This is a genomic window from Sphingomonas gilva (assembly GCF_003515075.1).
GTDB lineage: Bacteria > Pseudomonadota > Alphaproteobacteria > Sphingomonadales > Sphingomonadaceae > Sphingomonas > Sphingomonas gilva.
On record NZ_QWLV01000001.1, the window covers coordinates 260729 to 287393 of the forward strand.

The 26665-nt window shown below is 69.2% G+C and carries 28 protein-coding genes, 1 tRNA gene and 1 riboswitch; of the genes, 24 read left to right on the plus strand and 5 right to left on the minus strand.

The annotated features are described in order from the left end of the window. Positions 1 to 152: 152 nt before the first annotated feature. From D1610_RS01320 to D1610_RS01370, 11 genes are all read left to right on the plus strand, one after another. On the plus strand, positions 153 to 593 hold the full coding sequence (locus D1610_RS01320; RefSeq protein WP_118862330.1) for a YbgC/FadM family acyl-CoA thioesterase: 441 nt from the start codon (positions 153 to 155) through the stop codon (positions 591 to 593). Then, positions 593 to 1285, plus strand: a complete 693-nt coding sequence (gene tolQ / locus D1610_RS01325; RefSeq protein ID WP_118862331.1) for a protein TolQ — start codon at positions 593 to 595, stop codon at positions 1283 to 1285. The genes D1610_RS01320 and tolQ overlap by 1 nt, the downstream gene beginning before the upstream one ends. Before the next feature lie 120 nt (positions 1286 to 1405). Then, entirely contained in the window at positions 1406 to 1831 is a 426-nt protein-coding gene (gene tolR / locus D1610_RS01330; protein WP_118862332.1) for a protein TolR, read from the plus strand. Further along, entirely contained in the window at positions 1831 to 2682 is an 852-nt protein-coding gene (locus D1610_RS01335; protein WP_118862333.1) for a TonB C-terminal domain-containing protein, read from the plus strand. Before tolR ends, D1610_RS01335 begins: the two co-directional genes overlap by 1 nt. Next, entirely contained in the window at positions 2679 to 4037 is a 1359-nt protein-coding gene (gene tolB / locus D1610_RS01340; protein ID WP_118862334.1) for a Tol-Pal system beta propeller repeat protein TolB, read from the plus strand. Before D1610_RS01335 ends, tolB begins: the two co-directional genes overlap by 4 nt. A gap of 75 nt (positions 4038 to 4112) precedes the next feature. Then, positions 4113 to 4631: a peptidoglycan-associated lipoprotein Pal gene (gene pal / locus D1610_RS01345; protein WP_118862335.1), complete on the plus strand. Its 519-nt coding sequence runs from the start codon at positions 4113 to 4115 to the stop codon at positions 4629 to 4631. 57 nt (positions 4632 to 4688) lie between these two features. After that, a riboswitch (cobalamin riboswitch) is annotated at positions 4689 to 4874 on the plus strand. Between the two features lie 98 nt (positions 4875 to 4972). Next, positions 4973 to 6805, plus strand: a complete 1833-nt coding sequence (locus D1610_RS01350) for a TonB-dependent receptor plug domain-containing protein (RefSeq protein ID WP_245941912.1) — start codon at positions 4973 to 4975, stop codon at positions 6803 to 6805. Then, positions 6802 to 7644 (plus strand): ABC transporter substrate-binding protein, encoded by an 843-nt coding sequence (locus D1610_RS01355; protein ID WP_118862337.1) that lies wholly within the window; start codon positions 6802 to 6804, stop codon positions 7642 to 7644. Before D1610_RS01350 ends, D1610_RS01355 begins: the two co-directional genes overlap by 4 nt. After that, positions 7641 to 8615: a FecCD family ABC transporter permease gene (locus D1610_RS01360; protein WP_118862338.1), complete on the plus strand. Its 975-nt coding sequence runs from the start codon at positions 7641 to 7643 to the stop codon at positions 8613 to 8615. The genes D1610_RS01355 and D1610_RS01360 overlap by 4 nt, the downstream gene beginning before the upstream one ends. Beyond that, a complete protein-coding gene (locus tag D1610_RS01365) occupies positions 8606 to 9373 on the plus strand; it encodes an ABC transporter ATP-binding protein (protein ID WP_118862339.1) in 768 nt (255 codons plus the stop codon). Before D1610_RS01360 ends, D1610_RS01365 begins: the two co-directional genes overlap by 10 nt. Before the next feature lie 84 nt (positions 9374 to 9457). Then, entirely contained in the window at positions 9458 to 11605 is a 2148-nt protein-coding gene (locus tag D1610_RS01370) for a TonB-dependent receptor (RefSeq protein ID WP_118862340.1), read from the plus strand. A gap of 96 nt (positions 11606 to 11701) precedes the next feature. Here the strand turns inward: D1610_RS01370 and galE are convergent, their stop codons facing one another. Continuing rightward, the gene (gene galE, locus D1610_RS01375; protein ID WP_118862341.1) at positions 11702 to 12697 is read right to left on the minus strand and encodes a UDP-glucose 4-epimerase GalE; all 996 of its coding nucleotides are present in this window, start codon (positions 12695 to 12697) and stop codon (positions 11702 to 11704) included. A 70-nt stretch (positions 12698 to 12767) separates the two neighbouring features. On the opposite strand from galE, the gene msrA reads away from it, so the two are divergent. The 3 genes from msrA (at position 12768) to D1610_RS01390 (ending at position 14412) form a co-directional block, all read left to right on the plus strand. Then, complete coding sequence (msrA, locus tag D1610_RS01380) at positions 12768 to 13316, plus strand: peptide-methionine (S)-S-oxide reductase MsrA (RefSeq protein WP_118862342.1); 549 nt, start codon at positions 12768 to 12770, stop codon at positions 13314 to 13316. A gap of 125 nt (positions 13317 to 13441) precedes the next feature. Further along, complete coding sequence (locus D1610_RS17210) at positions 13442 to 14305, plus strand: helix-turn-helix domain-containing protein (protein WP_222926903.1); 864 nt, start codon at positions 13442 to 13444, stop codon at positions 14303 to 14305. Positions 14306 to 14336: 31 nt separating this feature from the next. Beyond that, positions 14337 to 14412, plus strand: a tRNA-Val gene (locus D1610_RS01390). Here D1610_RS01390 and D1610_RS01395 read toward each other — a convergent pair. After that, positions 14413 to 14976, minus strand: a complete 564-nt coding sequence (locus D1610_RS01395; RefSeq protein WP_118862343.1) for a helix-turn-helix domain-containing protein — start codon at positions 14974 to 14976, stop codon at positions 14413 to 14415. It abuts the tRNA gene before it with no gap. Between the two features lie 97 nt (positions 14977 to 15073). On the opposite strand from D1610_RS01395, the gene D1610_RS01400 reads away from it, so the two are divergent. The 4 genes from D1610_RS01400 (at position 15074) to D1610_RS01415 (ending at position 17161) form a co-directional block, all read left to right on the plus strand. Next, complete coding sequence (locus tag D1610_RS01400) at positions 15074 to 15565, plus strand: DUF6456 domain-containing protein (protein ID WP_245941914.1); 492 nt, start codon at positions 15074 to 15076, stop codon at positions 15563 to 15565. A 110-nt stretch (positions 15566 to 15675) separates the two neighbouring features. After that, on the plus strand, positions 15676 to 15948 hold the full coding sequence (locus D1610_RS01405) for a PadR family transcriptional regulator (protein WP_118862923.1): 273 nt from the start codon (positions 15676 to 15678) through the stop codon (positions 15946 to 15948). After that, positions 15945 to 16607 carry a hypothetical protein gene (locus tag D1610_RS01410; protein WP_118862344.1) on the plus strand — a complete coding sequence of 221 codons (663 nt, stop codon included), beginning with the start codon at positions 15945 to 15947 and terminating at the stop codon, positions 16605 to 16607. The genes D1610_RS01405 and D1610_RS01410 overlap by 4 nt, the downstream gene beginning before the upstream one ends. 17 nt (positions 16608 to 16624) lie before the next feature. Then, on the plus strand, positions 16625 to 17161 hold the full coding sequence (locus D1610_RS01415) for a hypothetical protein (RefSeq protein ID WP_245941915.1): 537 nt from the start codon (positions 16625 to 16627) through the stop codon (positions 17159 to 17161). An 85-nt stretch (positions 17162 to 17246) separates the two neighbouring features. On the opposite strand, the gene D1610_RS01420 is transcribed toward D1610_RS01415, so the two are convergent. Continuing rightward, complete coding sequence (locus D1610_RS01420; RefSeq protein ID WP_182466655.1) at positions 17247 to 19532, minus strand: DUF2339 domain-containing protein; 2286 nt, start codon at positions 19530 to 19532, stop codon at positions 17247 to 17249. Between the two features lie 384 nt (positions 19533 to 19916). On the opposite strand from D1610_RS01420, the gene dapF reads away from it, so the two are divergent. The 6 genes from dapF to D1610_RS16930 all read left to right on the plus strand — a co-directional run bounded on the left by dapF (position 19917) and on the right by D1610_RS16930 (position 24335). Then, complete coding sequence (gene dapF, locus D1610_RS01425; RefSeq protein WP_118862346.1) at positions 19917 to 21032, plus strand: diaminopimelate epimerase; 1116 nt, start codon at positions 19917 to 19919, stop codon at positions 21030 to 21032. A gap of 2 nt (positions 21033 to 21034) precedes the next feature. Next, entirely contained in the window at positions 21035 to 21625 is a 591-nt protein-coding gene (locus D1610_RS01430) for a peptidylprolyl isomerase (protein ID WP_425453195.1), read from the plus strand. Between the two features lie 151 nt (positions 21626 to 21776). Then, entirely contained in the window at positions 21777 to 22460 is a 684-nt protein-coding gene (locus D1610_RS01435) for a hypothetical protein (protein ID WP_118862348.1), read from the plus strand. Positions 22461 to 22845: 385 nt separating this feature from the next. Next, complete coding sequence (locus tag D1610_RS16925; protein ID WP_182466656.1) at positions 22846 to 23013, plus strand: hypothetical protein; 168 nt, start codon at positions 22846 to 22848, stop codon at positions 23011 to 23013. Positions 23014 to 23537: 524 nt separating this feature from the next. Continuing rightward, positions 23538 to 24107: a hypothetical protein gene (locus tag D1610_RS01440; RefSeq protein WP_118862349.1), complete on the plus strand. Its 570-nt coding sequence runs from the start codon at positions 23538 to 23540 to the stop codon at positions 24105 to 24107. 60 nt (positions 24108 to 24167) lie between these two features. Continuing rightward, a complete protein-coding gene (locus D1610_RS16930) occupies positions 24168 to 24335 on the plus strand; it encodes a hypothetical protein (RefSeq protein WP_182466657.1) in 168 nt (55 codons plus the stop codon). A gap of 15 nt (positions 24336 to 24350) precedes the next feature. Here the strand turns inward: D1610_RS16930 and D1610_RS16935 are convergent, their stop codons facing one another. Both D1610_RS16935 and D1610_RS01445 read right to left on the minus strand, forming a co-directional pair. Then, entirely contained in the window at positions 24351 to 24491 is a 141-nt protein-coding gene (locus D1610_RS16935; RefSeq protein ID WP_182466658.1) for a hypothetical protein, read from the minus strand. A 106-nt stretch (positions 24492 to 24597) separates the two neighbouring features. Further along, the gene (locus D1610_RS01445) at positions 24598 to 26427 is read right to left on the minus strand and encodes an acyltransferase family protein (protein WP_118862350.1); all 1830 of its coding nucleotides are present in this window, start codon (positions 26425 to 26427) and stop codon (positions 24598 to 24600) included. Between the last annotated feature and the right edge of the window lie 238 nt (positions 26428 to 26665).

The window sequence follows — 26665 nt, forward strand, 5'->3', positions numbered from 1 at the left end:
CCTCCGCGTCTCCGCGTCTCCGCGTGAACAACCTCCTCTCTCTTCCTTCTTCGCGCCTTCGCGCCTTCGCGTGAACCAAATCTTCTCCTCTTCTCGCCCCCAGCCGACCCGATCTTTGCATCATGCCGCCCACCCCGCTATCCCGCCCGCCGATGCAGGATCAGCCCGCCACCGGCCGCCTCGACGGGGCCACGCACCGTTTCCCGGTGCGCGTCTATTTCGAGGACACCGACCTTTCGGGCATGGTCTATCACGCCAACTATCTGCGCTTCATGGAACGGGCGCGGTCGGATTTCCTGCGCTGCGTCGGGATCGACCAGCGCGGCGCGCTCGATGCGGGCGAAGGCGTGTACGCCGTGGCCGATCTCGCCATCCGTTTCGTCGCGCCTGCGAAACTGGATGACGCATTGATGGTTGTCAGCCGGGTGACGAAGGTGCGTGCCGCGGCGGCGGTCATTCATCAGACAGTCATGCGCGAGGCGGAGAAGCTTGCCGTAGCGGAAGTGACGGCGGCGTTCTTGACGCCCGGCGGCCGGCCGCGGCGCCAGCCGCGCGCATGGATCGAGGCATTTGAACGACTGATCGAGGGATAATGGACCAGCTTTTCGTGAACACCGACGCCGCGACGCTTTCCCCGGTCGCGCTGTTTCTCCAGGCCGATTTCGTCGTCAAGGCGGTGATGATCGGCCTGCTCCTTGCCAGCATCTGGACCTGGGCGATCATCTTCGCGGTCTCGCGCAAGCTGAAGCGGGTGCGCAAAGCGGGCGACAGCTTCGAGCGCGATTTCTGGAAGGCCGAGGATATCGACGCCTTCCACCGGATGCACGGCGACAGCGAACTGCCCGCGGCGAAGGTGTTCGTCGCCGGCGTCGCCGAATGGCGCCGCTCGACCAAGGGCAGCACGATCGACCGCGAAGGCACCCGTCAGCGGCTGGGCACGGCGATGGGCGCGGCTGTCGCGGGCGAGGTCGACAAGCTCTCCGAACGGCTCAACGTGCTGGCGACGATCGGCTCGGTCGCGCCCTTCGTCGGGCTGTTCGGCACCGTCTGGGGCATCATGCGCGCCTTCACCGCGATCGCCGCCGAGCAGAACTCCTCGCTCGCGGTTGTCGCGCCGGGCATCGCCGAGGCGCTGTTCGCCACCGCCATCGGCCTGTTCGCGGCGATCCCGGCGGTGATCGCCTATAATCGCTTCAGCCACGGCATCGACCGAATCGAGGCGCGATTGAACCGCTTCGCCGACGGTTTCCATTCGACCTTGAGCCATGAGCTGGAGGCGGCGTGATGATGGGTAGGCAGATGCACGGCGGAGGGGGAACGCCACGAGCGCTTCGTCTGCGGCCTGCCCCCTCCACCATGCTGCGCATGGTCCCCCTCCCCGTGCTTCGCATGGGGAGGATATAGGATGGCCTTTTCCCCCTCCCGCCGCGGGCATGGACGCCGCCGCGCGCCGATGTCGGAGATCAACGTCACGCCGCTGGTCGACGTGATGCTGGTGCTGCTGATCATCTTCATGGTGACGGCGCCGCTGCTCGTCGCGGGCGTGCCGGTCAACCTGCCCGACAGCCGCGCGGCTTCGCTGGAGCAGGAGCAGAAGCCGGTCGCCGTCTCGATCGACCAGAGCGGCGCGATCTTCGTCGATGAGATACCGGTGGACGAAGCGGGCCTGGTCGAGCAGCTTGCCGCGCTCGGCGCGCGCGAGACGCCGCCGCAAATCTATCTGCGCGCCGATCGCGACCTCGATTACGGGCAGGTGATGCGCGTGATGGGCGAGCTGAACCGCGCCGGGCTCAATCGCGTGGCGCTGGTCACCGTCGGTGAGGGCAGCTGATGGAACGCGCCGAGAAAGCCGCATTGGGCATAGCCGCGCTGGGCCATGTCGCCCTGTTCGGCCTGCTGTCGGTCGGCTTTCTCGCCACGCCCAATCCGGCTGATCTGAAGTCGAAGCCGATCGAGGTGTCGCTGGCCGACGACATCGCGCTGGAGAGCGGATCGCCCACGCCCGAGGCCGATCCGCGCCAGGTCGAGGCACCCGAGGAAGGCCCGCTAGAGCTCGCCGCCACGCCGCCGCCGCCCGCGCCGGAGACGCCGCGCGTCGATCCCACGCCACCGCCGCGGGTCGAGCCCACACCCGCGCCGCGCCCGGCCGAACGGGCTCGGCCGCGGCCCGAACGCCCGAAAGCGCGCGAGGAGGCGAGGCCGGAGCCGCGCCGCAGCCGGCTGGACAGCTCGATCGTCGAGGATCTGCGCGAGCGGACCAAGGCGGGCCGCCCGCGGTCCAGCCGCATCTCGCGCGATATGATCGAAGGCGCGACCGACAACGTCTCGCGCGGGCGCGACACGACTCCGCCCGGGGCGGCCGCGACGCCCGCGGTGCAGGCGGCGCTCGCCGCCGAAGTGGTCCGGCAGCTTCGCCCCCATTGGCGCGCGCCGACCGGGCCCGATGCCGAGAAGCTGCGGACGACCGTCAGGGTGGCGCTCAACAGGAACGGCGGCATCATCGGCACGCCCGAAATCGTCAGGCAGACTGGCGTCACCGCGAGCAACAGCGCCCAGAAGGAGCTGCACGCAGAGCGCGCGATCCGGGCGGTGCAGCTGGCCGCGCCCTTCAATCTGCCGGCGGAATATTACGATACGTGGAAAGTCCTGACTCCGAACTTCGATAGGAATTTGTCGCAATGATCCGGACCCTCGCATTCACCGCGGCGATGCTGGTCGCCACGCCCGCGCTTGCCCAGCTCGAGGTCGGCGCGCCCGATCCGGCGCAGCAGCAGGGCGGGCTTTCGGTCGACGTGACCGACACGTCGGACAACGACCTGGTCATCGCCGTGCCGCGGCTGCCGACGCCGCAGGCCCAGCCGACCCCGGCGGGATCGACCGACACGCTGGGCAACCAGATCGCCGAGGTGATCGCCACCGACCTGCGCAATTCCGGGCTGTTCCGTCCGCGCGGTCCCAACGGCGTGCGCGCGATCTCGATGGCGGAGGTGACCGCGCCGGCCTTTCCCGAATGGCGCAGCAGCAATGCGCAGGCGCTGGTGCAGGGCTTTGTCCGCGCAGGGGGCGACGGCAACATCACCGTCGGCTGCTATCTCTACGACGTCGCGCTGGGGAGCGAGCTGACGCGCGAAGGTTTCGTGGTCCAACCCCGCGACTGGCGGCGCGCGGCGCACAAATGCGCCGATGCGATCTATGCGCGGCTGACCGGCGAATCGCCCTTCTTCGACAGCCGCATCGCCTATATCGCCGAAAGCGGACCCAAGGGTGCGCGGATCAAGCGGCTGGCGATCATGGATTCGGACGGCGCCAACCATCGCTTCATCACCAACGGCCAGTCGATCGCGCTGACCCCGCGCTTCTCGCCCGACTACAAGTCGATCGTCTATCTGAGCTATCTCAACGACCGGCCGCGCATCTTCATCTATGATATCGCCAGCGGCAAGCAGCGGCTGGTGACCGAAAGCCGCAACCAGACCATCGCGCCGCGCTTCTCGCCCGATGGCCGGACGATCCTCTATGCGATGTCGGTGGGCGGCAACACCGATCTCTATTCGATCTCGGTCAACGGGGGCACGCCCCGGCGGCTGACCAACTCGCCGGGTATCGATGTCGCCGGCAGCTATTCGCCCGACGGACGGCGGATCGTGTTCGAAAGCGACCGCTCGGGCGGCCAGCAGCTTTATGTGATGAACGCCGACGGTTCCAATCAGCAGCGCATCAGCTTCGGCGGTGGGCGCTATGCCACGCCCGAGTGGAGCCCGCGCGGCGACCTGATCGCCTTCACCAAGATCGCCGGCAATTTCCGCATCGGCGTGATGACGCCTTCCGGCGGCGGCGAGCGGCTGCTCACCAACAGCTGGCAGGACGAGGCGCCGACCTGGTCGCCCAACGGCCGGGTGATCCAGTTCTTCCGCACCACCCAGGGGCGCGGCGGCCGATCGAGCATCTGGCAGGTCGACCTGACGGGACGCAACGAACGCAAGATTCCGACCCATCTCGACGGATCGGACCCGACCTGGGGACCCTTGCTGCCATAATTGCGTTCATGAAGGGGTTTGTTTCCGTCGCGTAACGGGTGGGCGCCTGGTTTTTCACTGTAAGGAGATCGAAGTATGGCCAATCTTTCGGCAAAGCTGTTCGTCGCTGCGGGACTGCTGGCGGCGGCGGGCTGCGCGAAGAAGCCGCCGGCGGATTTGCCGCCTCCCGCGGTCGGCACCGATCAGGGCACGACCGCGCCGACCGATGGCACGGTGGGCAATGCGGTGGTGCCGGGATCGCAGCAGGACTTCATTGCCTCGGTCTCGTCCGACACGGTCTATTTCGACACCGACATGTACGACATCGATGCCGAGGATCGCGCCACGCTCGACAGCCAGATCGCCTGGCTGCAGCGCTATCCGCAGGCCCGCGTGACACTGGAAGGCCATGCCGACGAACGCGGGACGCGCGAATACAATCTCGCGCTGGGCGATCGCCGGGCCAACGCCGCCAAGAATTATCTGGTGACGCGCGGCATTTCGGCCGATCGCATCTCGACGATCAGCTACGGCAAGGAACGCCCCAAGGCGCTGGGCTCCGACGAAGCGAGCTGGGCGCAGAATCGGCGCGCGGTGACGGTGATCATCGGCTGACGTTTGATTTGTCGGCGAACGCCGACGGGCAGCTTGCCAATCCGGACGGGCGCGCCTAGTGGCGCGTCCGTGACGGGTTCCCGGAGACGGGATCAAATGGGAACGGGGTTGAACGCCCCGGCTGCCCCCGCAACTGTGACCGGATAGCCGGCGCGCCATCATGCCACTGGGAGCGATCCCGGGAAGGCGGCACGCAAGCGACGACCCGGAAGCCAGGAGACCTGCCCGCCGCAGTCGACCTTCCGAGGCGGGCGGGGTGCACCGATCGGACGAGGAATCTCCTCGTTTGGCGACACGTGACGTGAACGCCAAACGAAGGGATAGATATGTTTTTCAAGTCGTTGCAAACTTCGTTGCTGATCGCGGCGAGCGCTTTGCCATGCGCCGCCTGGGCCCAGGATGCGGCGGAGGACACCGACATCATCGTCACCGCGACGGGCGCCGAGCAGCGTGCCGACGAGGTCGGGCTGGCGGTGACGGTCATCGATGCCGAGACGGTCGAGCGGCGCCAGACGGTGATCCTGTCCGATCTGCTGCTGACCACGCCCGGCGTCGCGGTCGCGCGCAACGGTGGGCCCGGCACCGTCACCTACGCCCGGCTGCGCGGCGCAGAGAGCGGGCAGACCCTGGTGCTGATCGACGGTGTGCGGACCAACGACCCGTCCGCGCCCGACGGCGCGTTCGATTTCGGCTCGCTGTTCACGACGGGGATCGAGCGGGTCGAGGTGCTGCGCGGCCCCGCGTCGGTGCCATGGGGCAGCCAGGCGATCGGCGGGGTGGTGAACGTCATTACCCGGCGGCCCGGACCCGGTTTCTCGGCGCGGGCGCGGGGGGAATATGGCACGTTCGAGACCGTGGTGGGGCAAAGCGGGATCGGCTATGGCGGCGAGCGCATCCGCGCGCGGATCGACGGCGGCTATTTCACCACCCACGGCATTTCCGCCGCGGCTTCGGGCAGCGAGGCGGACGGTTACGAACGCTGGGGCGCGAATGGCCGCGTCGAGTTCGACCTGACCCCCGACGTCGCGATCGATCTGCGCGGTAGCTGGTCCGATGGCCGGACCGATCTCGACGGTTTCTCGCCGACCTTCGAATTCGTCGATACCGACGAATATTCGACCTCCAAGGAGCTGTACGGCTATGCCGGGATCAAGGCGCGGCTGGGCGGGCTGAACAACCGGCTGGGGTTCAGCATCGCCGACATCGATCGGGACAATTTCGCGTCCTCGACCGCGACCGAGCCCAGTTTCTTCGCGCGCGGACGCAGCGAGCGATATGAGTATCGCGGCGATCTGGCGATTACCGAGCAGGTCCGCGCGGTGTTCGGGGCGGAGCATGAGGACAGCAGGCTTTTCGACGGGACCGACCGCTTCGAGTCCGGGATCACCAGCGTGTTTGGCGAGTTGATCGTCAAGCCGATCGAGATGCTGACGATCACCGGCGGCGTGCGGCACGACGATCATGAGGATTTCGGAGGCAACACCACCTTCGCCGCCAATGCGGCGCTGGCGCTGCCGACCGACACCATCCTGCGCGCGAGCTATGGCGAGGGGTTCAAGGCGCCGACCCTGTTCCAGCTCAACGCGCCGGGGTTTGGCAATATCGATCTGCAAGCGGAGACCGCCGAAAGCTGGGATGCGGGGATCGAGCAGCAACTGGTGGACGGCGCGCTGTCGATCGCCGCGACCTGGTTCCACCGCGATACCGTCAACCAGATCGATTTCGACCTGGTCAGCTTCACCTATTCCAACATCGCCGCGACGAGCGCCGAGGGACTCGAAGTGGCGATCCGCGCGCGGCCTAACCGCGACTGGCTGTTCGATGCGAGCTACAGCCTGGTCGACAGCAAGAATCGGTCGGCCGGCTTCGCCGGCAACGAACTGGCCCGGCGGCCCCGCCATTCGGTGAGCGCCTCGATCGACTATGCGCCCCAGACCGGTCCCGCGCTGGGCGCGACGATCACCCATGTCGGCGACAGCTTCGACAATCCCGCGAACACGGTGCGGCTCGACGGCTATGTCTTGGTGGGCTTGCGCGCCGCAATCCGCCTGGCCGATCGCTACGAACTGTACGGACGGATCGATAATGCGTTCGACGAACGCTATCAGACGGTGGCGACCTACGGCGCCCCCGGCCGAGCCGCCTATGTGGGTATAAGGGCGCGTTTCGAGTGAGGCGGGCGGGCGCCCTCGCGCTGCTGGCGCTGGCGGGTTGCGCCGCGCCGCCGCCGGGCGGGGGCGGCATCGTCTCGCTCAATCCGTGCGCCGATGCGATGCTCGTCGAGCTGGTCGCGCCCGAACGGATCGCGGCGATCAGCCACTATTCGCGCGATTCCGGAGCCAGCTCGATTCCGCCGGAGGTGGCGCGGCGCTTCCGCACCACCAGCGGCACCGCCGAGGAGGTGATCGCGCTCCGTCCCGATCTGGTGGTGGCGAGCAGCTTCACCCCGCCGGCGACGCGATCGGCCTTCGCCCGCGCCGGGATCGACACGCTGTACCTCGACATGCCCTCGACCATCGCGGCGAGCCGGCAGCAGGTGCTGGAGCTGGCCCAGGCGGTCGGCGCGCCGGCGGCGGGCGCGGCGATGGCGGCGCGGATCGACGCGCTGCCGCCCCCGCCCGCCGGCCCGCCGGTGCCGACGCTGCTGTGGATCGGCGGCAACATGGTCTCAGGCGGGGGCACCCTGCTCGACGACATGATGGCACGGGCGGGCCTCGGCAACGCGGCGGCCGATTACGGCATGCGCTTCACCGGCGAGCTGCCGATCGAACGGATCGTCGCCCGGCCGCCGCGCGTGATGCTCGTGCCCGATGGGCCGGGGCAGGATGCGGATTCGCGCGCGGCGCGGCTGCGCGCCCGCGCGCTCGAAGCCTCCCGCGCGCTCGAAGCCTCCGGCGCGCATGTGATGCAGGCGGCGTTCCCGCGCCGGCTGATCAACTGCGGCGGGCCGGTGATCCCGCAGGCGATGAAACGGCTGGCCGAGGTGCGGCGATCCGTCGAGGCTGGATCATGAGCCGGGGGTTGGCGCTGGCCGTCCTTGCCGCGCTCGTCGCGCTCGGCCTCCTGGCGTCGCTCGCCGCGGGCAAGGTGTGGGTGCCGCCGTCCGCGTGGCTGGCAGACACGCCGGGCGGCTGGATCATCTTCGAGCTGCGCCTGCCGCGCGCCATCCTGGGCGCGGCGATCGGCGCGGTGCTGGGGCTGTCGGGCGCGGTGCTGCAAGGCTATCTGCGCAACCCGCTGGCTGATCCGGCGATCGTCGGCGTATCCTCCAGCGCGGCATTGGGTGCGGTGGCGGCGATCTTCTTCGGGATCGCGGTGTCGCCGCTCGCCATGTTCGCCTGCGCGATGGCGGGCGCGGGGATCGCGATGCTGGCGCTGGTCGCGCTGGTCGGCCGAACGGGCAACGCGATCGGTTTCATCCTCGCCGGCAGCGTGCTCTCCAGCCTTGCGGCCGCATTGACCGCGTTCCTCGTCTCGATCGCGCCCAACCCCTTCGCGACGCAGGAGATCATCAACTGGCTGATGGGGGCGCTGACCGATCGCGGCATGACCGAGCTGGCGATGGCGCTGCCCTTCATGGCTGTGGGCGCGGTGCTGCTCGCATTGACTGCACGCAGCCTCGATCTGCTCAACCTGGGCGAGGAGACCGCGCTCAGCCTCGGGCTGCATCCGCATCGGACGCAGGCGCTGATCGTCGCCGGTCTCGCGCTGGCGGTGGGCGCTTCGGTCGCGGCGACGGGCGTCGTCGGTTTCGTCGGCCTGGTCGTGCCGCACCTGTTGAGGCCGATATTCGGCCAGCGGCCCTCCGCGTTGCTGCTGCCGTCGGCGCTCGGCGGCGCGGCGCTGCTGCTGTTCGCCGACAGCGCGGTGCGGCTGACGCCCGGCGCGGGCGAGGTGCGGCTGGGCGTGGCGATGGCGCTGATCGGCGCGCCCTTCTTCTTCGCGCTGCTGCTCAACCTCAGGAGGCGCGCGCCATGGGGCTGAGCGTGGAACGGGCGACGGTGCGGCGCAGCAACCAGAATATCCTGACCTGCGCGGGCGCCGAATTCCGGTCCGGCAAGGTGACCGCGCTGCTGGGGCCGAACGGCGCGGGCAAGACGAGCTTGCTGCGCGTCGCTGCAGGGTTGATCGCGGCTGACAAGGGTGCGGCGGTGCTCGACGGCGCCGGCGTGCGGGCGATGGATCGGCGCGCGCGCGCGCGGGCGATCGGCTATCTGCCGCAATCGGCCGGCGTGGCGTGGGACGTGCGCGTCGCCGAGCTGGTCGCCTTGGGGCGGATGCCGCATGTCGGCGCGTTCGCCGCCCTGTCGGCCGAGGACGAGGCGGCGGTGGCGCGGGCAATCGCCGCTTGCGACCTCGGAGTTCTGGCGGACCGCGCGGTGGGCACGCTGTCCGGCGGCGAACGGGCGCGGGCGATGCTGGCGCGCGTGCTTGCGGGGGAGCCGCGCTGGATCCTTGCCGACGAACCGCTGGCGAGCCTCGATCCGGCGCACCAGAAGACGGTGCTCGATCTGCTGCGCGACGCGGCGCGGGCAGGGGCGGGTGTGGTGATCGTGCTTCACGAACTGGCGCACGCGGCCTTCGTCGCCGACGATGCGGTGCTGATGGCGGGCGGGCGCGTCATCGCCGCCGGACAGGCCGACGAGGTGCTGACCGCCGACCGGCTGCGCGGCGTTTACGGCTTGGATTTCACCGTCGATCGCGGCGGCGACGGCCGTTTGCGCATCCATTCGCCGTTTTGACGCTGCGATGCGGCGAATGGCACTTGTGATGATGTAACATGCCTCATATGAGGGCGGCCTTGTCCCGAGTCCCATGAGGTATGCGTGTCCGCTCGATCGATCCTGCTCGCCACCGTCGCTCTGTCGCTTCCCGCCATTGCCCACGCCCAGCACGCGCCGGCAACCGAAGCCGAAGACGGCTATCATTACGAACAGGCGCCCGACATCGTCATCACCGCGCCGATCATGCGCACCACGGCGGACATCCTCTCCGGCACAACCGTCCTCTCCGGCGCCGAGCTTACCCGGACGCTCAAGCCGACGCTGGGCGACACGCTGGCGCGCCAGCCGGGCGTGTCGTCCACCTCGTTCGGCCCCAGCGCATCGCGCCCGGTGCTGCGCGGCTTTCAGGGCGAACGCATCCGCGTGCTGACCGACGGGATCGGCAGCTTCGATGTGTCCAACACCTCGGTCGATCATGCGGTGACGATCAACCCGCTGACCGCCGATCGGATCGAGGTGCTGCGCGGGCCCGCCGCGCTGCTGTTCGGATCGTCGGCGGTGGGCGGCGTGGTCAACGTCATCGACAGCCGCATTCCGCGCCGCCTGCCCGATGAGGCGATCCATGTCGACGCGATCGGCACCTATGGAAGTGCTGCGGACGAACGCTCGATCGGCGGCGCGGTGGAGGTGCCGGTCGCGGGCAAGATCGTGCTGCATCTCGACGGCAGCTATGCGAGGTCCGACGATCTGCGCACCGGCGGCTATATCCTCGCGCCCGCCCTCCGCGCGATCGCGGCGGAGAGCGACGAGGAGGAGATCCGCGAGAATGCGCAAGCGCGCGGACGACTGGAGAACAGCTCGGCCGAGACCTGGGACGTGGCGGGCGGCGCCTCGATCGTCGTCGGCGACAGCCATCTCGGCTTCAGTCTGGCGCATTACCGCAGCAATTACGGCATCCCCCCGCGGCTCGAGTTCGAGGAGCACGACCACGACCACGACCACGACCACGACCATGACCATGACCATGAGCACGAGGAGGAAGAGGAGGGCCACAGCCACGAGGATGTCCGGCTCGACGTGCGCCAGACGCGCGGCGACATCCGCGGCGACATCGCGACCGGTGGCGGCTTGCTGCAACGCATCCGCGTCCGCGCCGGCTTCGCCGATTACCGCCATGACGAGATCGAGCCGTCGGGCGAGGTCGGCACCAGCTTCTTCAACCAGGGCTATGAGGGCCGGCTCGAGCTCGTTCAGACGAGGCGCGGCGACTGGGACGGCGTGGTCGGCGGCCAGTTCTTCCTGCGCAACCTGAACGTCGTCGGCGAAGAGAAGTTTGTTCCGAAAAGCGAAACCCAGCAATATGGCGTCTTCACCCTGCAGAGCCTGGACCTGGGCGCGGTTCGCGCCGAGGCGGGGCTGCGCTACGAGCACAGCGTGCTGAAGGCCGCGGCCGACGCCGATCTCGGCAATCCGGATTACGACCGGACCTTCGATGCGTTCTCCGGCTCGCTGGGGGCGAGCGTGGCGCTGGCCGACGGCTGGCGGATCGGCCTAAACGGATCGCGCAGCGAGCGCGCGCCGTCCGCCGAGGAGCTGTTCGCCAATGGCCCGCACGCCGGCACCCAGGCGTTCGAGATCGGCGACCCCGATTTCGTCAAGGAGACCAGCTGGGGGCTGGAAGGCACGATCAAGGGCGGCGGCGACGGCTACAGCCTGTCGGCCTCCGTGTTCCACAACTGGATCGACGATTATATCTACGAAACCCAGACCGGCGAGGAGATCGACGAACTGCCGGTCTATCGATACGCCCAGGCCGATGCGCGCTATTGGGGCTTCGAAGTCGAAGGCTCGGCGCGGGTCGCGCGGCTGGGATCGACCGCGATCAACGTCGATGCGCTGGCGGATTACGTCCGCGCGACGATCATCGAAAACGGCCCCGCGCCGCGCATCCCGCCGCTGCGGCTGCTGGGCGGCGTCGAGGCGCAGGGCGAGCGCTTCACCGTGCGCGGCGAAGTGGAGCATGCTTTCGAGCAGGACCGTATCGCCGACTTCGAGACGTCGACCGACGCCTATACCCTGGTCAACGCCAGCGTCGCATTCCAGCCGTTCGGATCGGGCAACCGGACCAGCCTGGTGCTTTCCGCCAACAACATCTTCGATGTCGAGGCGCGGCGGCACGCATCATTCCTCAAGGACTTCGCCCCGCTCGCCGGGCGCGATATCCGGCTGACGCTCAGGGCGAGCCTCTAATATCGTCGCCCCGGCGGAGGCCGGGGCCGCCATCGGCAAGCGCGACGCCGGATGTGCCACAAACCTGACGGCCCCGGCCTTCGCCGGGGCGGCGAGTCAGGGACGCTCCGCCAGCTTGCGTTCCCAGGCGAGCGCGTCGGCGACGATCATGTCCAGGTCGGCGCGCTGGGGTTGCCAGTCGAGCGTCTGGAGGATCGCGCGGTTGTCCGACACCAGGGCCGGCGGATCGCCCGCGCGGCGCGGCTCGATACGCCGGTCGAGCTTCATGTTGGTCACCCGATCGACCGCGTCGAGCACCTCGAGCACCGAATAGCCGCGGCCATAGCCGGCGTTGAGCGTCACGCTTTTGGTGGGATGCGCGATCAGCCGATCGAGCGCGGCGACATGCGCGGCGGCGAGATCGGAGACATGGATATAGTCGCGCACACCGGTGCCGTCCGCAGTGTCGTAATCGGTGCCGAACACCGCCACCGATTCGCGCTTGCCCGTGGCGGCCTCGACCGCGACCTTGATCAGGTGGGTCGCGCCGGCGGTCGACTGACCGGTGCGGCCGTCGGGATCGGCGCCGGCGACGTTGAAATAGCGCAGCGCCGCGTAGTTGATCGGATGCGCGCGGGCGGTGTCCGCGAGCATGATCTCGGTCATCAGCTTGGAGCTGCCATAGGGATTGATCGGGACCTTGGGCGCATCCTCCGCGACCGGGATCGCATCGGGGATGCCGTAGGTCGCGGCGGTCGAGGAGAAGATGAAGTGCGGCACGCCGCAGGCCACCGCGCTTTCGATCAGCGCGCGCGAGGCGACGGTGTTGTTGCGGTAGTATTTGAGCGGGTCCGCGACCGATTCGGGCACGATGATCGAGCCGGCGAAATGCATGATCGCGGTGATCTCGTGGTCGACGAGTGCGCGGCGGACCAGTCCGTCGTCCTCGATCGCCCCCTCGACCAGGATGGCGCGAGGATCGACCGCCCAGGCAAAGCCAGTGGAGAGATTGTCGATCACCACGACGCGCCAGCCGGCATCGAGCGCGGCGAGCGCCGCGTGGCTGCCGATATAGCCGGCTCCGCCCGTCACCAGCACCGTTCGCATCGCCATATCCTACCCCCGCGCGTTGTCGCTTCGCCCTGCCATTCCTATCTTCGGCGGGCAAATGAGGAGTGAAGAGATGACGACCCAAACCGCGATCCTGGCCGGCGGCTGCTTCTGGTGCGTCGAGGCGGTGTTCAAGGGCCTGCGCGGCGTGGAGGCGGTGGAGAGCGGCTATATCGGCGGCCATCTCGACAACCCGACCTACAAGCAGGTGTGCGGCGGCGACACCGGCCATGCCGAGGCGATCAAGGTGACCTTCAACCCGGGCGAGATCGATTACGGCGATCTGCTGGACGTGTTCTTCGCGACGCATGATCCGACGCAGCTCAACCGCCAGGGCAATGATGTGGGCACGCAATATCGCTCGGCGATCTTTCCGCTCGACGACGCTCAGCGCGGCGAGGCCGAGGCGGCGATCGCGCGCAACCAGGCCGATCAGCCGGCGCCGATCGTCACCGCGATCGAGGATGGCGGCGCCACCTGGTGGCCGGCCGAGGACTATCATCAGGACTATTGGGCCGGTGAGGGCACGCGCAATCCCTATTGCCTGGCTGTGATCCCCCCCAAGCTGGCGAAACTGCGCAAGGGCTTCGCCGAGCGGCTGAAGGAGCCGGCGGCGGCCTGATCGCCTGACGGCCGATAGCTCCGATATGGAGTTTCCCGGCCCGTCAACTATCGCATTTCACGCCATTCCGGACTAGCCTTGGCTCTCGTGCCGCATCCGCGAGCGGCATGGTAGGGGGATGAAGCATGGCGCGCTTAGCTTTCCAACATGAGCCGGCACTCGCATCCCGCCGGATCGCGATCATCGCGGACAGCCCCGAACTGGAACATGTGCTGGCGCCTGCCCTGGAGGGGCTGGGTCTGGTTGCGGCCACAGATGTCGAGCGGGCCGACATCGTCCTTTGGCAGCGGCAGGCGACCGACGCGCTGGAGGCGCTGCTCGACGCGGCGGTATCGGGCCATCGCCGCATCGTCATCGCGGTGCCCGACGATGCGCTCGACCAGTGGAGCTTCGCGATCGGTCTGCCGGGGGTCGAGCTAGTGCCCAAGACCGACCACGAGGGTTTGGTGCGCGCGATCGCGCGTGCGCCGGCCCGCTCGCCCGGCCTGACGCGCGAAAATATGGGCGACGATCCGGTGCAGCGGCTGCGCGAGCTTGGCGCCGAGGTGGCGCGGATCGCCCAGGCCCTGAGCGCGCTGGGGCCGGGATCGGGGGTAGCCGATCGCCGGCCGCCCTATCGCGGTGAAGCGGGTGAGGGAGCGGAACCGAGCGCACCGGCGATCCGCGCGATGATCCGCGCCCGGCGGACGCGCGACCAGTATTTCGCGCCCGAACTGTTCGCCGATCCCGCATGGGACATATTGCTCGACCTCATGGCGGCGCGGCTGGAGGGGCGGGACGTCGCGGTATCGAGCCTGTGCATCGCCGCGGCGGTGCCGCCCACCACCGCGCTCCGTTGGATCAGCGCGATGACCGAGCAGGGCCTGCTCGTGCGGATCGCCGACGCCGACGACCGCCGCCGCGTGTTCATCAGGCTGAGCAACGACGCGGCCGAACGAATGGCCGCATGCCTGGCCGCTCTGAATCGCAACGGTCCGCAGGTTGCGTGATCCGGCCGGGCGTGGCAGGGGGCGGGATTAAGGGCGCTTAGCTCAGTTGGTAGAGCATCTCGTTTACACCGAGAGGGTCGGCGGTTCGAGCCCGTCAGCGCCCACCATCACAAACCCCGGACGAGTTTGACGGCGCGGGCGAGCCAGGGGGGATCGGCGACGACCTGCTGGCGCGCGCCGCTGCCGAGCGGCAGGATATGGAGCTTGCCTTCCTCGCGCCCGATCAGACGGCCGAACAGGAAGCGCCCGGCGGGGCGCGGCACCAAAATGTCGCGGTTCATCGCCTGGCCGAACGCCTCGGGCGAGAGCCGCTCGCACCAGATCTCGTCGCCCGAACGATAGTCGCCGATGCCGCTGTCGACCTTTACCGCGACCAGCTCCGGCGCGGGCTGCGGCGGCGTGACCGTCTGCGCGTGACGCGGCGCATGCGCCCCGTCATGCCCGAGCACCGCGGCGACGGCCAGATCGGCGCGGTCGGGCAGCTTGACCAGATCGGCGGCGGCGACGCCCAGCGCATCGGCGATACGGTTGAGCCAGCCGACCGAAACGGTACGCGTGCCGGTCTCCAGCCGCCCGATCGTCTGCGCGGTGGTGGGCGGCTTGCAGCGCTTGCCGACCTCTTCGAGCGTCAGCCCCTTGGCGCGGCGGACTTCGCGGATCGCGGTAATCATGACGGCGGCCTTTCACATAACCGATATGGTTTTAGCGCTGTCCTACATCCGTGCGAATATGGCAAGGGCTGATTCGCGAAGAAAATGGAGAATGCGGATGAAGCGGATGCTGGCTGAGGTCGGGTTTGATGTTGGGACGGGCCCCTCCCCCAACCCCTCCGCTAAAGGGGAGGGGAGAAAGCGGAGCGTTACGGTCAACCTCGCCGAATCGCCGCTCGGCTGGCTGCGCGCGCGCGGACTGGTCGATGCGCGGCAGTTCGAGGCGGGCGAGCGGCTGCGCGCGGACTATGAGACGGCTTCGCTGGGACAGCGCGTGACGATGCGCTGGGACGCGGCGCCGGCGAGCGGCGGACGGCGCGGGCCGCCGCGGGCTGTGGACGCGACCGTCGGGCAGATTTCGGCCAAGCGCCGCTTCGACGCGGCGATCGCGGCGCTGGGCGGCGGCCTTTCCGATATCGCCTGGCGCGTCATCTGCGCCGGCGAGGGACTGCCGGTCGCGGAGGAAGGGCTGGGCTGGCCCAAGCGATCGGGACGCGTGGTGCTGACCCTGGCGCTCGACCGGCTGGCGGATCATTATGGGTTGGGGTGAGGCTCACCGCCCGCATCATGTCTTGTAACGACCCTCAAACGGTCCCTTGACTCTTAAATCTACATATGTTGTGTTTAGTCATGGTCCGGAAGCGGCAACCGTCGAAACAGATGCGCATCCTGCTCGATGCGCTGTCTGCCGAGCGAGAACAATGGCGGCACGGATATGATCTCATGAAGGAGACCGGCCTCTCGTCCGGAACGCTGTACCCCTTGTTGATGCGGATGACCGATCAGGGGCTTGTCGAAGCCGAATGGCGCGAGCCGGCGCAGCCCGGCCGGCCTGCCCGTCACGCCTACCGGTTGACCGCTGCCGGCTTCGCGCTCGCATTGGAAAGGCCCGGCGGCGGCGAGCACCTTCCTGCCACGGCGTCGCTCGCATGAACGCGCCGCTGTCCCGCGCGATCATGGCCGTGGCGGTGTGCTGCCTGGACGAGAGCCGCCGGGAATGGTCGGCGGCGATGCGGGTGGAGTTCGAAACGGTCGCCGTGGAAGGAAAGCCGCTGCCGTTCGCGATCGGCTGTCTCGCAGCGGCCTGGCGTGAGATGCTGACGCGCGAGCAAGGCCGCTTCACCCTGACGAACTACGCCCTGGCGCTTGGCCTGATGATCCCGATGGCCGCCCTGCAAATCGGATGCGCGCTATTCGGCTTCCCCTATCTCTATCCCGGGCAGGACGGGCTTCGCGGCGCGCTGCTGGAGGGAGCCGCGCACGAAATCCTCATACGCGGCGTCTATCAAGCCGCCGTCCCCTCGCTTGCGCTTCTCCTGCTGTTGCTCGGCCTTGGGCATCTTCGCATCGCCTGGGCGATGCTGGAACGCGATTGGGCCCGCGTCAAACGCATGGGGACGCTCATGCTGGCGGCCGCAGCGACGCTCATCATCTTCATGGGCGTTCTCTTTCTCGACAGTTCCCAGGCGCTGCTGCAGGTGGCCGTGCTGACGATCGAGTTGGCGACCGTCCCGATGGTGGCGCGATGGCACGCCCAACTATTCCCTGCGGCCGTGACGGAACATCCCGGATACGCCGATCCCCTGCCTTGAGAGATTGGAGACAGCACATGCCCTATTTGCGTCCCCGCTTCAGAGCGACGTTCCTCCCGGCAGCCGCAGCGGCCCTGATCGTCAGCGGCCATGCCGCGGCACAGCCGGAAAATTCCGTGAGCGGCACATTGCCGGCGACCGAACAGTCTCCGTTCCTCGGCGAATGGGAGCTGGACCTGACGAGGATGCCCGACACCTACGGCCCGCCCCCTAAAAGGGTGACCTATACGTTCAAGGATGTCGGCTCGGGCCAGTGGTTGACAGAGGTCGACATTACCGCGCGCGACGACAGTGTCAGGCATGTGGCAATTCAGTACCGGCGCGATGGCCGGGCGGTGCAAGGCCAAGGCGATGTGGCCGATGGCGAAAGCGCCGCGGTGCACGCTCCGGCTCCGAACGTCCTCGTCATGAGTCTGGCCAGGAACAAGGGTCTGGAGTCGGTGCGCGCCTATGTCATTTCGGCTGATGGTAAGGAAATGACGGAAGCCGCCGCTGACGTAAATGAGGCAGGCATGCCATTCGTGCGCAACTTCTACTTCAAACGCCTCCGCTGAGTTTCCTTCCCCGGACGGCTTTCGGGACGGTTTGTCAGGGCATGTTCTGGAATGTCACTCAGCGGAAGCCGGCCGATCCGTTATTTCAGGCTTCGCTGCTTGCCGCCGGCCGTCTCAGCACCTTGCCATAGGCCCAGCCGATGGCGATCAGGGCGATGCCGAGGCCGAGCAGGCTGAGGATGCGCAGCAGGCCTTCGAGTGCGGCGGCGTCGATCAGGAAGACCTTGAAGGTGACGAGCGTCAGCAGGGCGAGCCCGGCGATGCGCAGGTCTCGTGCGCCGGTGTGGATGCCGTGCGCCAGCCAAGCGACCGACACGGCGAGCAGCGCGGCCGAATAGAGCCAGGTTTCGCCTTGGCCGAAGGGACCGGTGAGGATGCTGCCGTGGCTCGCCTGCCGGACGATGACAAGCGCCGTGAGGGCGAACCCGGCGAGCGACAGCAGCCGCCAGCTGCGCGACGCGGGCAGGATGCGCGAGAGCAGCCACAGCCAAATGGTCGCGGCGGCGGCGTGGAGCACCGCGGCGTTGAGGAGGATTATGGGGCCGACGGCCTGCCTCACCAGCAGCGGATTGAGCAGCAAGAGATCGAACCAGACGATCCGCGCCAGCGCCACCGCGGCGATGGCGGCCGCGAGCATGCGCCACGCCGAGGAGCGGCCGAGCAGCCATGCCGCGGCGAACAGCGCCTGGGTGAGCGCCGCCCGCTCGGTGAAGCCCATCGCCAGAAACGCTTCCGGGCTGGCGATGGCGAGCGGCAGCTTCGCAAAGGTATAGGCGAGCAGCACGGCGATGGCGGCGGCGCTGGCGGCGACCAGCCAGCGAGCGCGGGCGAACTGGCGTGCGTCGAACGCCAGCAGCGCGGCGGCGATCGTGGCGGGGATGGCGAGCTGGGTTAGCGCGTCGGCCAGGTCGGGCAGCAGGCGGAAGGGAATGCGCAGGCCGGTGAGACTGCGGAAAACCAGCCAGGCGTAGTCAGCCAGCGGTTCGGCGGCGGCGAGCAGGGCCGCGCCCCAGGCGATGGCGGGCAGCGCGAAGATCGCGCCCCGCCCGACCAGCCGCGCCCAGAGCGCCAGCGCGAGCATGACGAAGGCGATGAGCACCGGCGTCCAGGCCGGGGTGACGATGGGGGCGAAGCCGACAATGATGAGCAGCGCGGCGACGGCGGGGCCGCCGAGATGGCCGAGAGCGGCGCGTCCCAACACTTGTTCCGTTTGTCCTGATTCGCGGCAGCGCCAGGCGACCAAAGCCGCCGGGACCGCACTGGCGACGGCGAGGAGCGCCCATAGGCCGTCGCTCACCGGTTCGGCCCATAGCGCGCGGGAGAGGAGGAATGGGCCGGCGCTGCCGCCGAGCGCAAGCAGCGTCCAGGTGGCGCGGCCCGCTGGGTGGCTTTCCGGACGGCCCATCAAGGCATGGCCGGCGCCGGCGAACAGCAGCGCGAAGACCAAAGCGGCGGCGGGCGCGCTGGGCGATCCGTTCGCCAGGCCGATGGCGAGCAGCAGCAGCGCCAGCGCGCCCGCCGCCCCGGCGGCGACGGTCAGCCGCAAATCGCGCGCCGCGAGGATGATCACGGCACCCGCGAGCATCGCGTAGAGCGCCCAGGCGAGGGGCGAGAATTCGAGTCGCGGCGCGAGCATCAGCAGCTGGACGAGGCCGAGCAGCAACGGCGCGGCGCGGACGATCGGCCGGCCGCCTTCGAGCCGCGGCAGCGCAAAGGCCGCGCCGATGGCGAGGATCAGGATGAACGGGCCGATCGCCGCCGCCGCATCACCGTCGATCACTGCGATCAGCCACGCGCTCCAGGCGAAGCCCGCGCCCGACGCGGCAAGCGCCAGCCAAGCCCAGCCGCGCGCGATGGCGAGGCCGAACAAGGCGGCGGTGAACAGCGCGAGATAGATCAGCAGGGGGACGAGGTTGCTTTCGCTGTACCCCGTCACCAGCGGTGCCGCGAAACCGCCGATCAGCCCCATGATCGCGGTCGGCGGGCCGTGGCGGACCGACAGGCCGAGCGCGAGGCCGGTGACGAGGAGCATCAGCACGAAGGCGGAGAGCCCGCCGATCAGCCCGTAAAGCTCCCCCGCCATGTAGAGCGTGCCGTAGAGCGAGGCGACGCCCGCGCCGGCGAGCGCCTGGGCGATGCGCGGATCGTCCGCGGTAGCATGGAGGCGGCGCGCGGCCTCGCTCGCCGCGACCAGCGCGAGGCCGAAGATCGCGGCGATGACGGCTCGCGCCGCCGGGCCGAGCAGCCCCGCCTCTATCGCGTAGCGGACGAAGAAGAAGCCGGCGAGCACCAGCGCCGCGCCGCCGATCCAGATCGGCAGCCGGCCGCCGACGAGATTTTCGAAGGTTTCGGTGATGGTGGTGTGGGACAACTCTCGCGTCGCCCCAGCGGAGGCAGGGACCTCTGGCGACGGGGGAGGCGCTGGAAATGGCTCAAACTCAGCGGCCCCTGCCTCCGCAGGGGCGACGGTTTGGGGCGGGGGATTTGCGCGAAGAACCCGGGCCGGGACGGAGGGCGCCGGCCGGGTGGCTGATGCCTCCGCCGGCCTTGGTTCGATCGCCGGCGCCTCCAGGGCGGCGACGCGGCGCTCGAGCAGTTGGATGCGCGACAGGAGCGCGAAGCAGGCGACGATCAGCCCGATGACCAGAAGGGTGAGGATCACTATCATCTATGTCGCGCCGGGCGCGGTCATGGCATAGGCAACGGGGAAAGTGAAAGAGGCGCGGTCGCAAGAGGGCAATCGAGGGAGCGGGCGATGCGGATCGGAATCGTGAAATGCCACGGATCGGGAAACGATTTCCCGATGATCGACGGGCGGCAGGTGACAATGACCGACGATTATTGGTCGGGCGTGGCGGTTGCGCTGGCCGACCGAGCGGGCCCGGTCGGCGGCGACGGACTGCTGGTGCTGACTTCGGGTGGGGGGGGGGATTTCGGGATGCGGATGTGGAATCCCGATGGCAGCGAGGCGGAGACCTGCCTCAACGGGCTGCGCTGCGTCGCGCGCTGGGGGATGGAGCAGCACGCCTTCCTGACCGCCGATGTGAAGCTCAAGACGTCGAGCGCGCGCGTCGCGCGGGTCGACGACCTGGCCCCGGGGGTCGCGACGATCCGCGAGGAGGTGGGGCCGGCCGACCTGCAGCTATCCTATTGGCCGATGAACATCGGACAGGACGAGCTGGTCGACGAAGTGTGCGACCGGCTGCCTTCGACGCGCGCCTTCACCGCGATCGGCATGCCCAACCCGCACCTGGTGGCGTTCGTCGACCGGATCGACGACGCCGAGCTGGAGGCGATCGGGCGCTTCTGCGAAGGCCGGCCGCGGGTGCTGCCCAACCGCGCCAATGTCAGCTTCGTCGAGCTGCGCGGGACGAGCGATCTGTTCGTGCGGACCTTCGAGCGCGGGGTGGGGCTGACCAACTCGTGCGGCAGCGCGATGGCGGCGGCGGCCTATGCGGCGTGCCTGACCGGGCGTCGCGCGTACGACGCGCCGATGACCGTCTACAACGCCGGCGGGCTGGTGCGCGCGACCGCCGACGGCGGCGGCGACGTGGCGATCGAAGGGAATGCGACCTTCGAATGGCGCGGCGAGATCGAGGTCGATCCGGCGCGGGAGACCGCGCGGGACCTGGAGATCATCGAGCGGTACGAGGACGAGGTGGCGGCGTGGGACGCGGTGGTGGAGGGGATGGTGGTGCCGCCCCGATCGGACATGCCGGACGGGCCCCTCTCAACTGCGACTAGCCAGCAGGCTGGCAAGTCTTCGTATCTCTCCCCTGAAGGGGAGAGAGGGGGGAGAGGGGGGAGAGGGGGGAAGATTTCCTGGGACGGGTTTTCGGCCGTTACGCCGGGTTCGATCGGGAAGGAATGAGCGTGATGCGTTGGTTGGCTTTTCTGTTGCTGTTGCTCGCGGGACCGATAGCCGCGCAGGAAGCGCCGCCGGTGGCGAAGCCCGCCACCGTGCGCGTGGCGCTCGCCACCGAGCTGGGGTCGGTGGTGCTCGAGCTGGAGAAGGAGCGGGCGCCCGTCACCACCGCGAATTTCCTGCGCTACGTCGCCGCCAGGCGGTTCGACGGGATCGCCTTCTACCGCGCGGTGACGGTCGCGCCGGGGTTCGGGCTGGTCCAGGCGGGGCTGCGCGACCCGGCCAAATGGTACAAGCCGATCCCGCACGAGCCGACGACGCAGACCGGCCTGACCCACGCCGACGGCACGATCAGCATGGCGCGCGCCGCGCCGGGGACGGCGACCGCCGACTGGTTCATCATGATCGGCGCGAGCCCCGGCATGGACGCGAGCGCCGCCGATCCGGGCTTCGCCGCGTTCGGCCGCGTGGTCGAGGGGATGGAGATCGTCCGCAAGATCCAGCAGGCGCCGACCGATCCGACGCAGGGCGAGGGCGTGATGAAGGGCCAGATGATCGCCAAGCCGGTGAAGATACTGACCGCGCGCGTGGTCGAATAGCACGGGGCGGGCGTGATCGAACAGGCGGGTGCGGGCATGAGCAAAGCTCATGCCGTCGGCCGGCGCTCCTGGCGCCGCCGTCCGCGCTCGCCGCTGGTCGCGGGATTCAGCTGGCGCTAAATCCTCGCATGGCGAGCGGAGGGAGGCTGCGATGTTCAGGAGCGAGAGCCACGAGTTCGAACTGGGCCAGGGCGGCGAGCGGGAGTTCACGCTGCCGCCTCCAACCGAGGACGCGGCGCCCGGGGACGCCGGCGAGCACGGCGTGCTGGTGACGCTCGAGCTGCTCGAGGGCGACCCTGCGGCGCGCGACGACGGCCTGATGGCGAGCTGGCGCGACGGCGCGGCCGAAGGCGGCGGGCTGGAGGAGGACGCGGCGCGCGACCGGCCTTCGCGCCACCGCCTGCTGTTCGGCTTCGTCCCGGCCGGCGCGCGGATCGACCTGTGGTTCCGCTCGGCCGCGGGCGGCCGCTTCCGCCTCACCGTGACGCGCTTCGCCCGCGCGCTGAAGAACGGCCTGATCGAGCTGCGCTGCGACGCCTGCATCGAAATGGCGAAGCAGCTGGCGCGCGCGCTGGTGATCTGGGCGGGCGGCGTCACCCCGGGCGACGTGCTCGACGTGCTGGAGCCGCTCGCCGATCTCGATTTCGGCGAGTTCTACCTGCGGCTGAAGGGCAGCAAGCTGTGGCGCTTCATCGAGCGGAGCGGGCTGGAGGCGATGGCGATGATCCTGTTCCCCGCGGTGATCGCCGCGCTGCGCGCCGCGCGCAAGGTGGAGGAGGCGCTGCACCGCTTCGTCTGTGAAATGCTGGGGATGTGCGTGCGGGGGGCGGGTTGAGGTTGGGCTGGGGCTTTGGAGGGGGTCTTGCCCTCCTTGCTCCTTGCCCCTCTCAACTGCGCCTAGCCGGCAAGCCGGCAAGTCTTCGTATCTCTCCCCTGAAGGGGAGAGAGTTCGCGCTGTCTTCCTCTCTCCCCTTCAGGGGAGAGATACGGAGGCTTGCGCGCGTGAGCGTGCTAGCCGGAGTTGAGAGGGGCCTTCTTGGCGCAGCGCCGCGGCGAAGCCGCGTCGTCGGCCGGATGCTTCGCTCCGCCGGCCGCCACTCGGCTTTTTCCGGTCTTGGCTTCGCCAAGGCCGGGCCTTCGTGGTTAACGCGACGAGCCGTTGGAACGGGGCCTCTCCGCGCCCGTTGACCCGCCAAGTTCAAATCCGGTGGGGATTTTCCATGCGCAAACATCAGGCCGGCGGCGGTCGTCCGCCCGTTAACGATGATATCGATCTGGCGACCGTGCTCGACCATGAGCGCGCGGGGCTGGTGGCGGAGCCGGCGCCCGGGGTCGGGCTCAAGCGGCTGATGCGATCGGTGAAGGCGGTGCGGCGGGACGGGGCGTAGCGGCGGAGGGTTTGGTTGGGGGGCGGAGAAGAAGATTGGTTCACGCGAAGGCGCGAAGGCGCGAAGAGAAGAAGAAGGTTTTTTCACGCGGAGGCGCGGAGACGCGGAGGTGTCGTTTTCGCGGATATCTCCCGCGAAGCGGGTGGCATTTGGTTTGCGGCCAGGAGCTTGGGGCCGCTTTGCGGCGATTTTCCTCTTCCTCTGCGTCTCTGCGTCTCTGCGTGAACCCCTTCCTTCTTTACGGCTTTGCGGCTTTGCGTGAACCAATCTTCTTGCAGCCGGCGGCCACGGGCGCTGGCGTTCTTGATTGGGGCTGGCTCCCAGCATGGTTTAGAAATGCCCGGGGGGCATTTCGACCCGGCGCCGCTCGAAACTCCTGAAGGGGAGAGAGGGGAGAGAACCTATATGGCACTTTTTGCTTGACAGCGTCACGCTGATAGGGTACATGACGGGAACGCTGGGAAAGTGCGAGTCGGGCGGGGCCGGGGTTCGATGCCTTCGGCCCCTTTTTCATGGGGTGGGCAATGACGATCAAGCCACAGGAGGCGCGGGCGTTGGCCGCGCGGATTGCGGACGACGGGTTGGGCGATGGCGATCCGAAGGGCGGCAAGAAGCGGCCCAAGTTCGTCGCCAAGCGGCAGCAGCTCTTTCTCGACGCGCTGGCGCTCACCTGCAATGTCAAGAAGGCGGCGGCCTTTGCCGGAGTCGACAAGACGACCCCCTATCTGCGCCGGCGGACCGATCCGGTGTTCGCCGCGCAGTGGCAGGAGGCGATCGAGATCGGTTATGACCGGCTGGAGGCGCTGCTGCTGGAGTATGGCGGCGCGGGCGTGCCGCTGGAGCCGGCCGATGCCGATCGCGCGATCGCCGGCGGGGCGGACGGCGCCGTCCCGGACGAGGCGCCGCCGCCCTTCGATTTCGAAAGGGCGCTGGCGGTGCTCAAGCAATATTGGTCCCGCCGCCAGCGGCTGCCGTTCAATCGCGGCGGGCGGCCGCGCCGCAACGCCACGCGCGAGGAGACCAACGCCGCGCTGATCAAGGCGCTTGCGGCGGCGCAGAAGCGCCTGGCCTGGCGGAGCGCGGACGGTGAATGAGGCGGTGGCGGCCGATCGCGCACTGATGGCCAAGATCGCCGCGCTGCCGATCAAGGAGCAGTGGCGGGTGATCGGATCGCTGGCCGGGGCGCGCCCGACGGGCCGGCGACGCTCCGCTGGCGCTTCGCCGACGGCAGCGAGGAAGTGACCGAGGCGGAGGTGGCGGACGGGCTGGCGACCCGCCCGGCAGGGACGCCGCGACGGATCAGGAGCGTGGAGCGGGTGTGAGCGGAACGGCCCGCATCATTCGGGCGGCTTGCCGAAGCTGTTGACGTCGTAGCGGGTCAGGCTGGCGCGGCGCTGGGGGCGGCGCTTGCGGGCGACGCCCATCATGGCGAGCCCGCCGAGAAGCACGACCAAGCCCAATATCGCACCGATTTCCATTAGTTTCGACCCTCTCTTTCGCTCACCCTGACGCAATCGCCGACGTGCGTCAATCGCCGCCGAGCGTGCGAGATACGCGCCGGGCGGGCACGGCGGACGCGATGCCCTAGCGCGCCAGCGCCGGGGCGAGCGCCGGCGCGACGAGGCGGCGCGCCGCGGCTGCCGAGGGGTGGTTGGTGTCGCTGAAGGTCGGTCTGCCGGCGACCTGGGCGAGGCAGCGACCATCGGGGCAGAAGGCGCGTTCGAGATCGACCATGGTCGCGTTCGCCGGAAGATCGAGCGGGACGAGCTGGCGTCCGGCGGGGCGGACCCGGGGGTGCGGATCGCCGTTGCGCATGGCGACCGCCGTGGCCCAGGGCAGATCGCCCTCGGGCCTGGGCAGGCCGGCGAGGATGATGATCCGGCGGCGGCCAAGGGCGTCGATCGTCCGGCGCAGGGCGGCTTCGACGCCCTGGCGGTCCTGGGCGAGATAGGTTGGCCAGTTGGCGGCGAGGACGACGGTGGCGGGCGCGTTGCGGACGGCGCGTTCGATCGCCGCCTTGCAGGTGCGCGCGTCGCGCAGGGTGAGGCCGGTATAGGTGAAGCCGATGAGCGGGGGGCAGGCGTTGACCGTGACGAGCTCGCCCCCCCGCCCGAGCGGGCGCGCCGCCGCCTCGACGCCTTCGGCCATTGCGGCGGCGTGCGAATCGCCGAGGAGGAGGATGTCGGGATCGCCCGGCCCGAACCGGCATTCGCCGCGATCGCGGCAGCGCGCGCCGATGGTGTCGCGGTCGGGCTCGAGCATGGCGACGAGTTCGGGGCTGAACCGCGCGGGCTTGCCGCGATCGGCGATGACCCAGAGCGCGAGCAGCGCCAGCGCCAGCGCGCCGGCGGCGCAGGCGAGCACCAGCGGGCGCGAGCGCACGCGCAGCCGGTTGCGGGTCGGTTGCTCGACGAACCAGTAGCTGAGCGTCGCCAGCGCGAAGGACAGGGCGACCGCGGCGGCGGCGCCTAGCGGCCCGAGATCGCCGCCGACGAGCTGACGGCCGAGGACGAGGACGGGCCAGTGCCACAGATAGAGCGAATAGGAGATGAGCCCGATCGCCACCATCGGCCGGAACGAGAGCAGGCGGCCGACCGGCGTGCCATCGCCCGAATGGAGGATCGCCGCCGCGCCGAGGCAGGGCAGCAGCGCGGCGGCGCCGGGAAAGGGCGTCCGTTCGTCGATCGCGACGAGGCCGACCGCGATCAGCGCCAGGCCGAGCCAGGCGATCGCGGGGCGCCAGCGATCGGCGGCGCGGGGGATCATGCCGGCGGCGAGCAGCGCGCCGAGCAGCAGCTCCCACGCGCGGGTCGGCAGCCAGTAGAAGGTCGCGCCCGGCGACCAGATCGTGCCGAAGATGCTGAGCGCGAGCGACGCCAGCGCCGCGGCGGCGAGCGACCAGCGCAGCAGCGCGGGGCGCCGGGCGAGCAGCGCGACGGCGAGCGGCATGAAGATGTAGAACTGCTCCTCGACCGCGAGGCTCCAGGTGTGGAGCAGCGGGACGACGTCGCCCTGCGCCTTGAAATAGCCCGCCTGGGTCCAGAACCAGATGTTCGAGACGAAGCCTTCGGCGGCGAGCAGCGATTTGGCGAAATCGACATATTGCGCGGGGAACAGCAGCAGGTGCGCGGCGAGGAAGGTGGCGGCGAGGACGACGAGCAGCGCCGGGCCGATCCGCCGGACGCGCCGTTCGTAGAAGCGGGCGATCGAGACGCGGCCGCGATCGGCCTCCCCGAGCAGGATGCCGGTGATCAGATAGCCTGAGATCACGAAGAAGATGTCGACGCCGATGAAGCCGCCGGGGATCGCCGCGGCGCCGGCGTGGAACAGCACGACGGGCACGACCGCGACGGCGCGCAGGCCATCGATGTCGCGCCGATAGGCAAGCCTGGCGGCCTGGGAAACATGCTGCATGGCGACCTCTTTTGCGCGGCCGCCTAGCACCGCGACGCGCGTGTCGAATGACCAAGTGGAGGAAAAACATGAGATTTGCGGCGAACCGTGATTCCCTTGGGAGGGGCCGATGAGCGCGCCCGCGATTCCGCCCGAGGCGGCGGCCGCGGCGGTGGCCGAGTGCAAGGCCTATCTTCGCATCGCGCGCGACGACGCCGGACCTTCCCGCGCCTGGATCGGACGTCCGCGTCGCGGGAGA

Bases quoted from the DNA above. Each gene is read 5' to 3' on its own strand.
- tolQ (WP_118862331.1), top strand. From the start codon at position 593: ATGGACCAGCTTTTCGTGAACACCGACGCCGCGACGCTTTCCCCGGTC.
- D1610_RS01320 (WP_118862330.1), top strand. From the start codon at position 153: ATGCAGGATCAGCCCGCCACCGGCCGCCTCGACGGGGCCACGCACCGT.
- tolB (WP_118862334.1), top strand. From the start codon at position 2,679: ATGATCCGGACCCTCGCATTCACCGCGGCGATGCTGGTCGCCACGCCC.
- msrA (WP_118862342.1), top strand. From the start codon at position 12,768: ATGACGACCCAAACCGCGATCCTGGCCGGCGGCTGCTTCTGGTGCGTC.
- D1610_RS01400 (WP_245941914.1), top strand. From the start codon at position 15,074: ATGAAGCGGATGCTGGCTGAGGTCGGGTTTGATGTTGGGACGGGCCCC.
- D1610_RS01415 (WP_245941915.1), top strand. From the start codon at position 16,625: ATGCCCTATTTGCGTCCCCGCTTCAGAGCGACGTTCCTCCCGGCAGCC.
- galE (WP_118862341.1), bottom strand. From the start codon at position 12,697: ATGGCGATGCGAACGGTGCTGGTGACGGGCGGAGCCGGCTATATCGGC.
- D1610_RS17210 (WP_222926903.1), top strand. From the start codon at position 13,442: ATGGCGCGCTTAGCTTTCCAACATGAGCCGGCACTCGCATCCCGCCGG.
- D1610_RS01435 (WP_118862348.1), top strand. From the start codon at position 21,777: ATGTTCAGGAGCGAGAGCCACGAGTTCGAACTGGGCCAGGGCGGCGAG.
- D1610_RS01405 (WP_118862923.1), top strand. From the start codon at position 15,676: ATGCGCATCCTGCTCGATGCGCTGTCTGCCGAGCGAGAACAATGGCGG.
- D1610_RS16925 (WP_182466656.1), top strand. From the start codon at position 22,846: ATGCGCAAACATCAGGCCGGCGGCGGTCGTCCGCCCGTTAACGATGAT.
- D1610_RS01395 (WP_118862343.1), bottom strand. From the start codon at position 14,976: ATGATTACCGCGATCCGCGAAGTCCGCCGCGCCAAGGGGCTGACGCTC.
- pal (WP_118862335.1), top strand. From the start codon at position 4,113: ATGGCCAATCTTTCGGCAAAGCTGTTCGTCGCTGCGGGACTGCTGGCG.
- D1610_RS16935 (WP_182466658.1), bottom strand. From the start codon at position 24,491: ATGGAAATCGGTGCGATATTGGGCTTGGTCGTGCTTCTCGGCGGGCTC.
- D1610_RS01360 (WP_118862338.1), top strand. From the start codon at position 7,641: ATGAGCCGGGGGTTGGCGCTGGCCGTCCTTGCCGCGCTCGTCGCGCTC.
- D1610_RS01440 (WP_118862349.1), top strand. From the start codon at position 23,538: ATGACGATCAAGCCACAGGAGGCGCGGGCGTTGGCCGCGCGGATTGCG.
- D1610_RS01335 (WP_118862333.1), top strand. From the start codon at position 1,831: ATGGAACGCGCCGAGAAAGCCGCATTGGGCATAGCCGCGCTGGGCCAT.
- D1610_RS01410 (WP_118862344.1), top strand. From the start codon at position 15,945: ATGAACGCGCCGCTGTCCCGCGCGATCATGGCCGTGGCGGTGTGCTGC.
- D1610_RS01445 (WP_118862350.1), bottom strand. From the start codon at position 26,427: ATGCAGCATGTTTCCCAGGCCGCCAGGCTTGCCTATCGGCGCGACATC.
- D1610_RS01365 (WP_118862339.1), top strand. From the start codon at position 8,606: ATGGGGCTGAGCGTGGAACGGGCGACGGTGCGGCGCAGCAACCAGAAT.
- tolR (WP_118862332.1), top strand. From the start codon at position 1,406: ATGGCCTTTTCCCCCTCCCGCCGCGGGCATGGACGCCGCCGCGCGCCG.
- dapF (WP_118862346.1), top strand. From the start codon at position 19,917: ATGCGGATCGGAATCGTGAAATGCCACGGATCGGGAAACGATTTCCCG.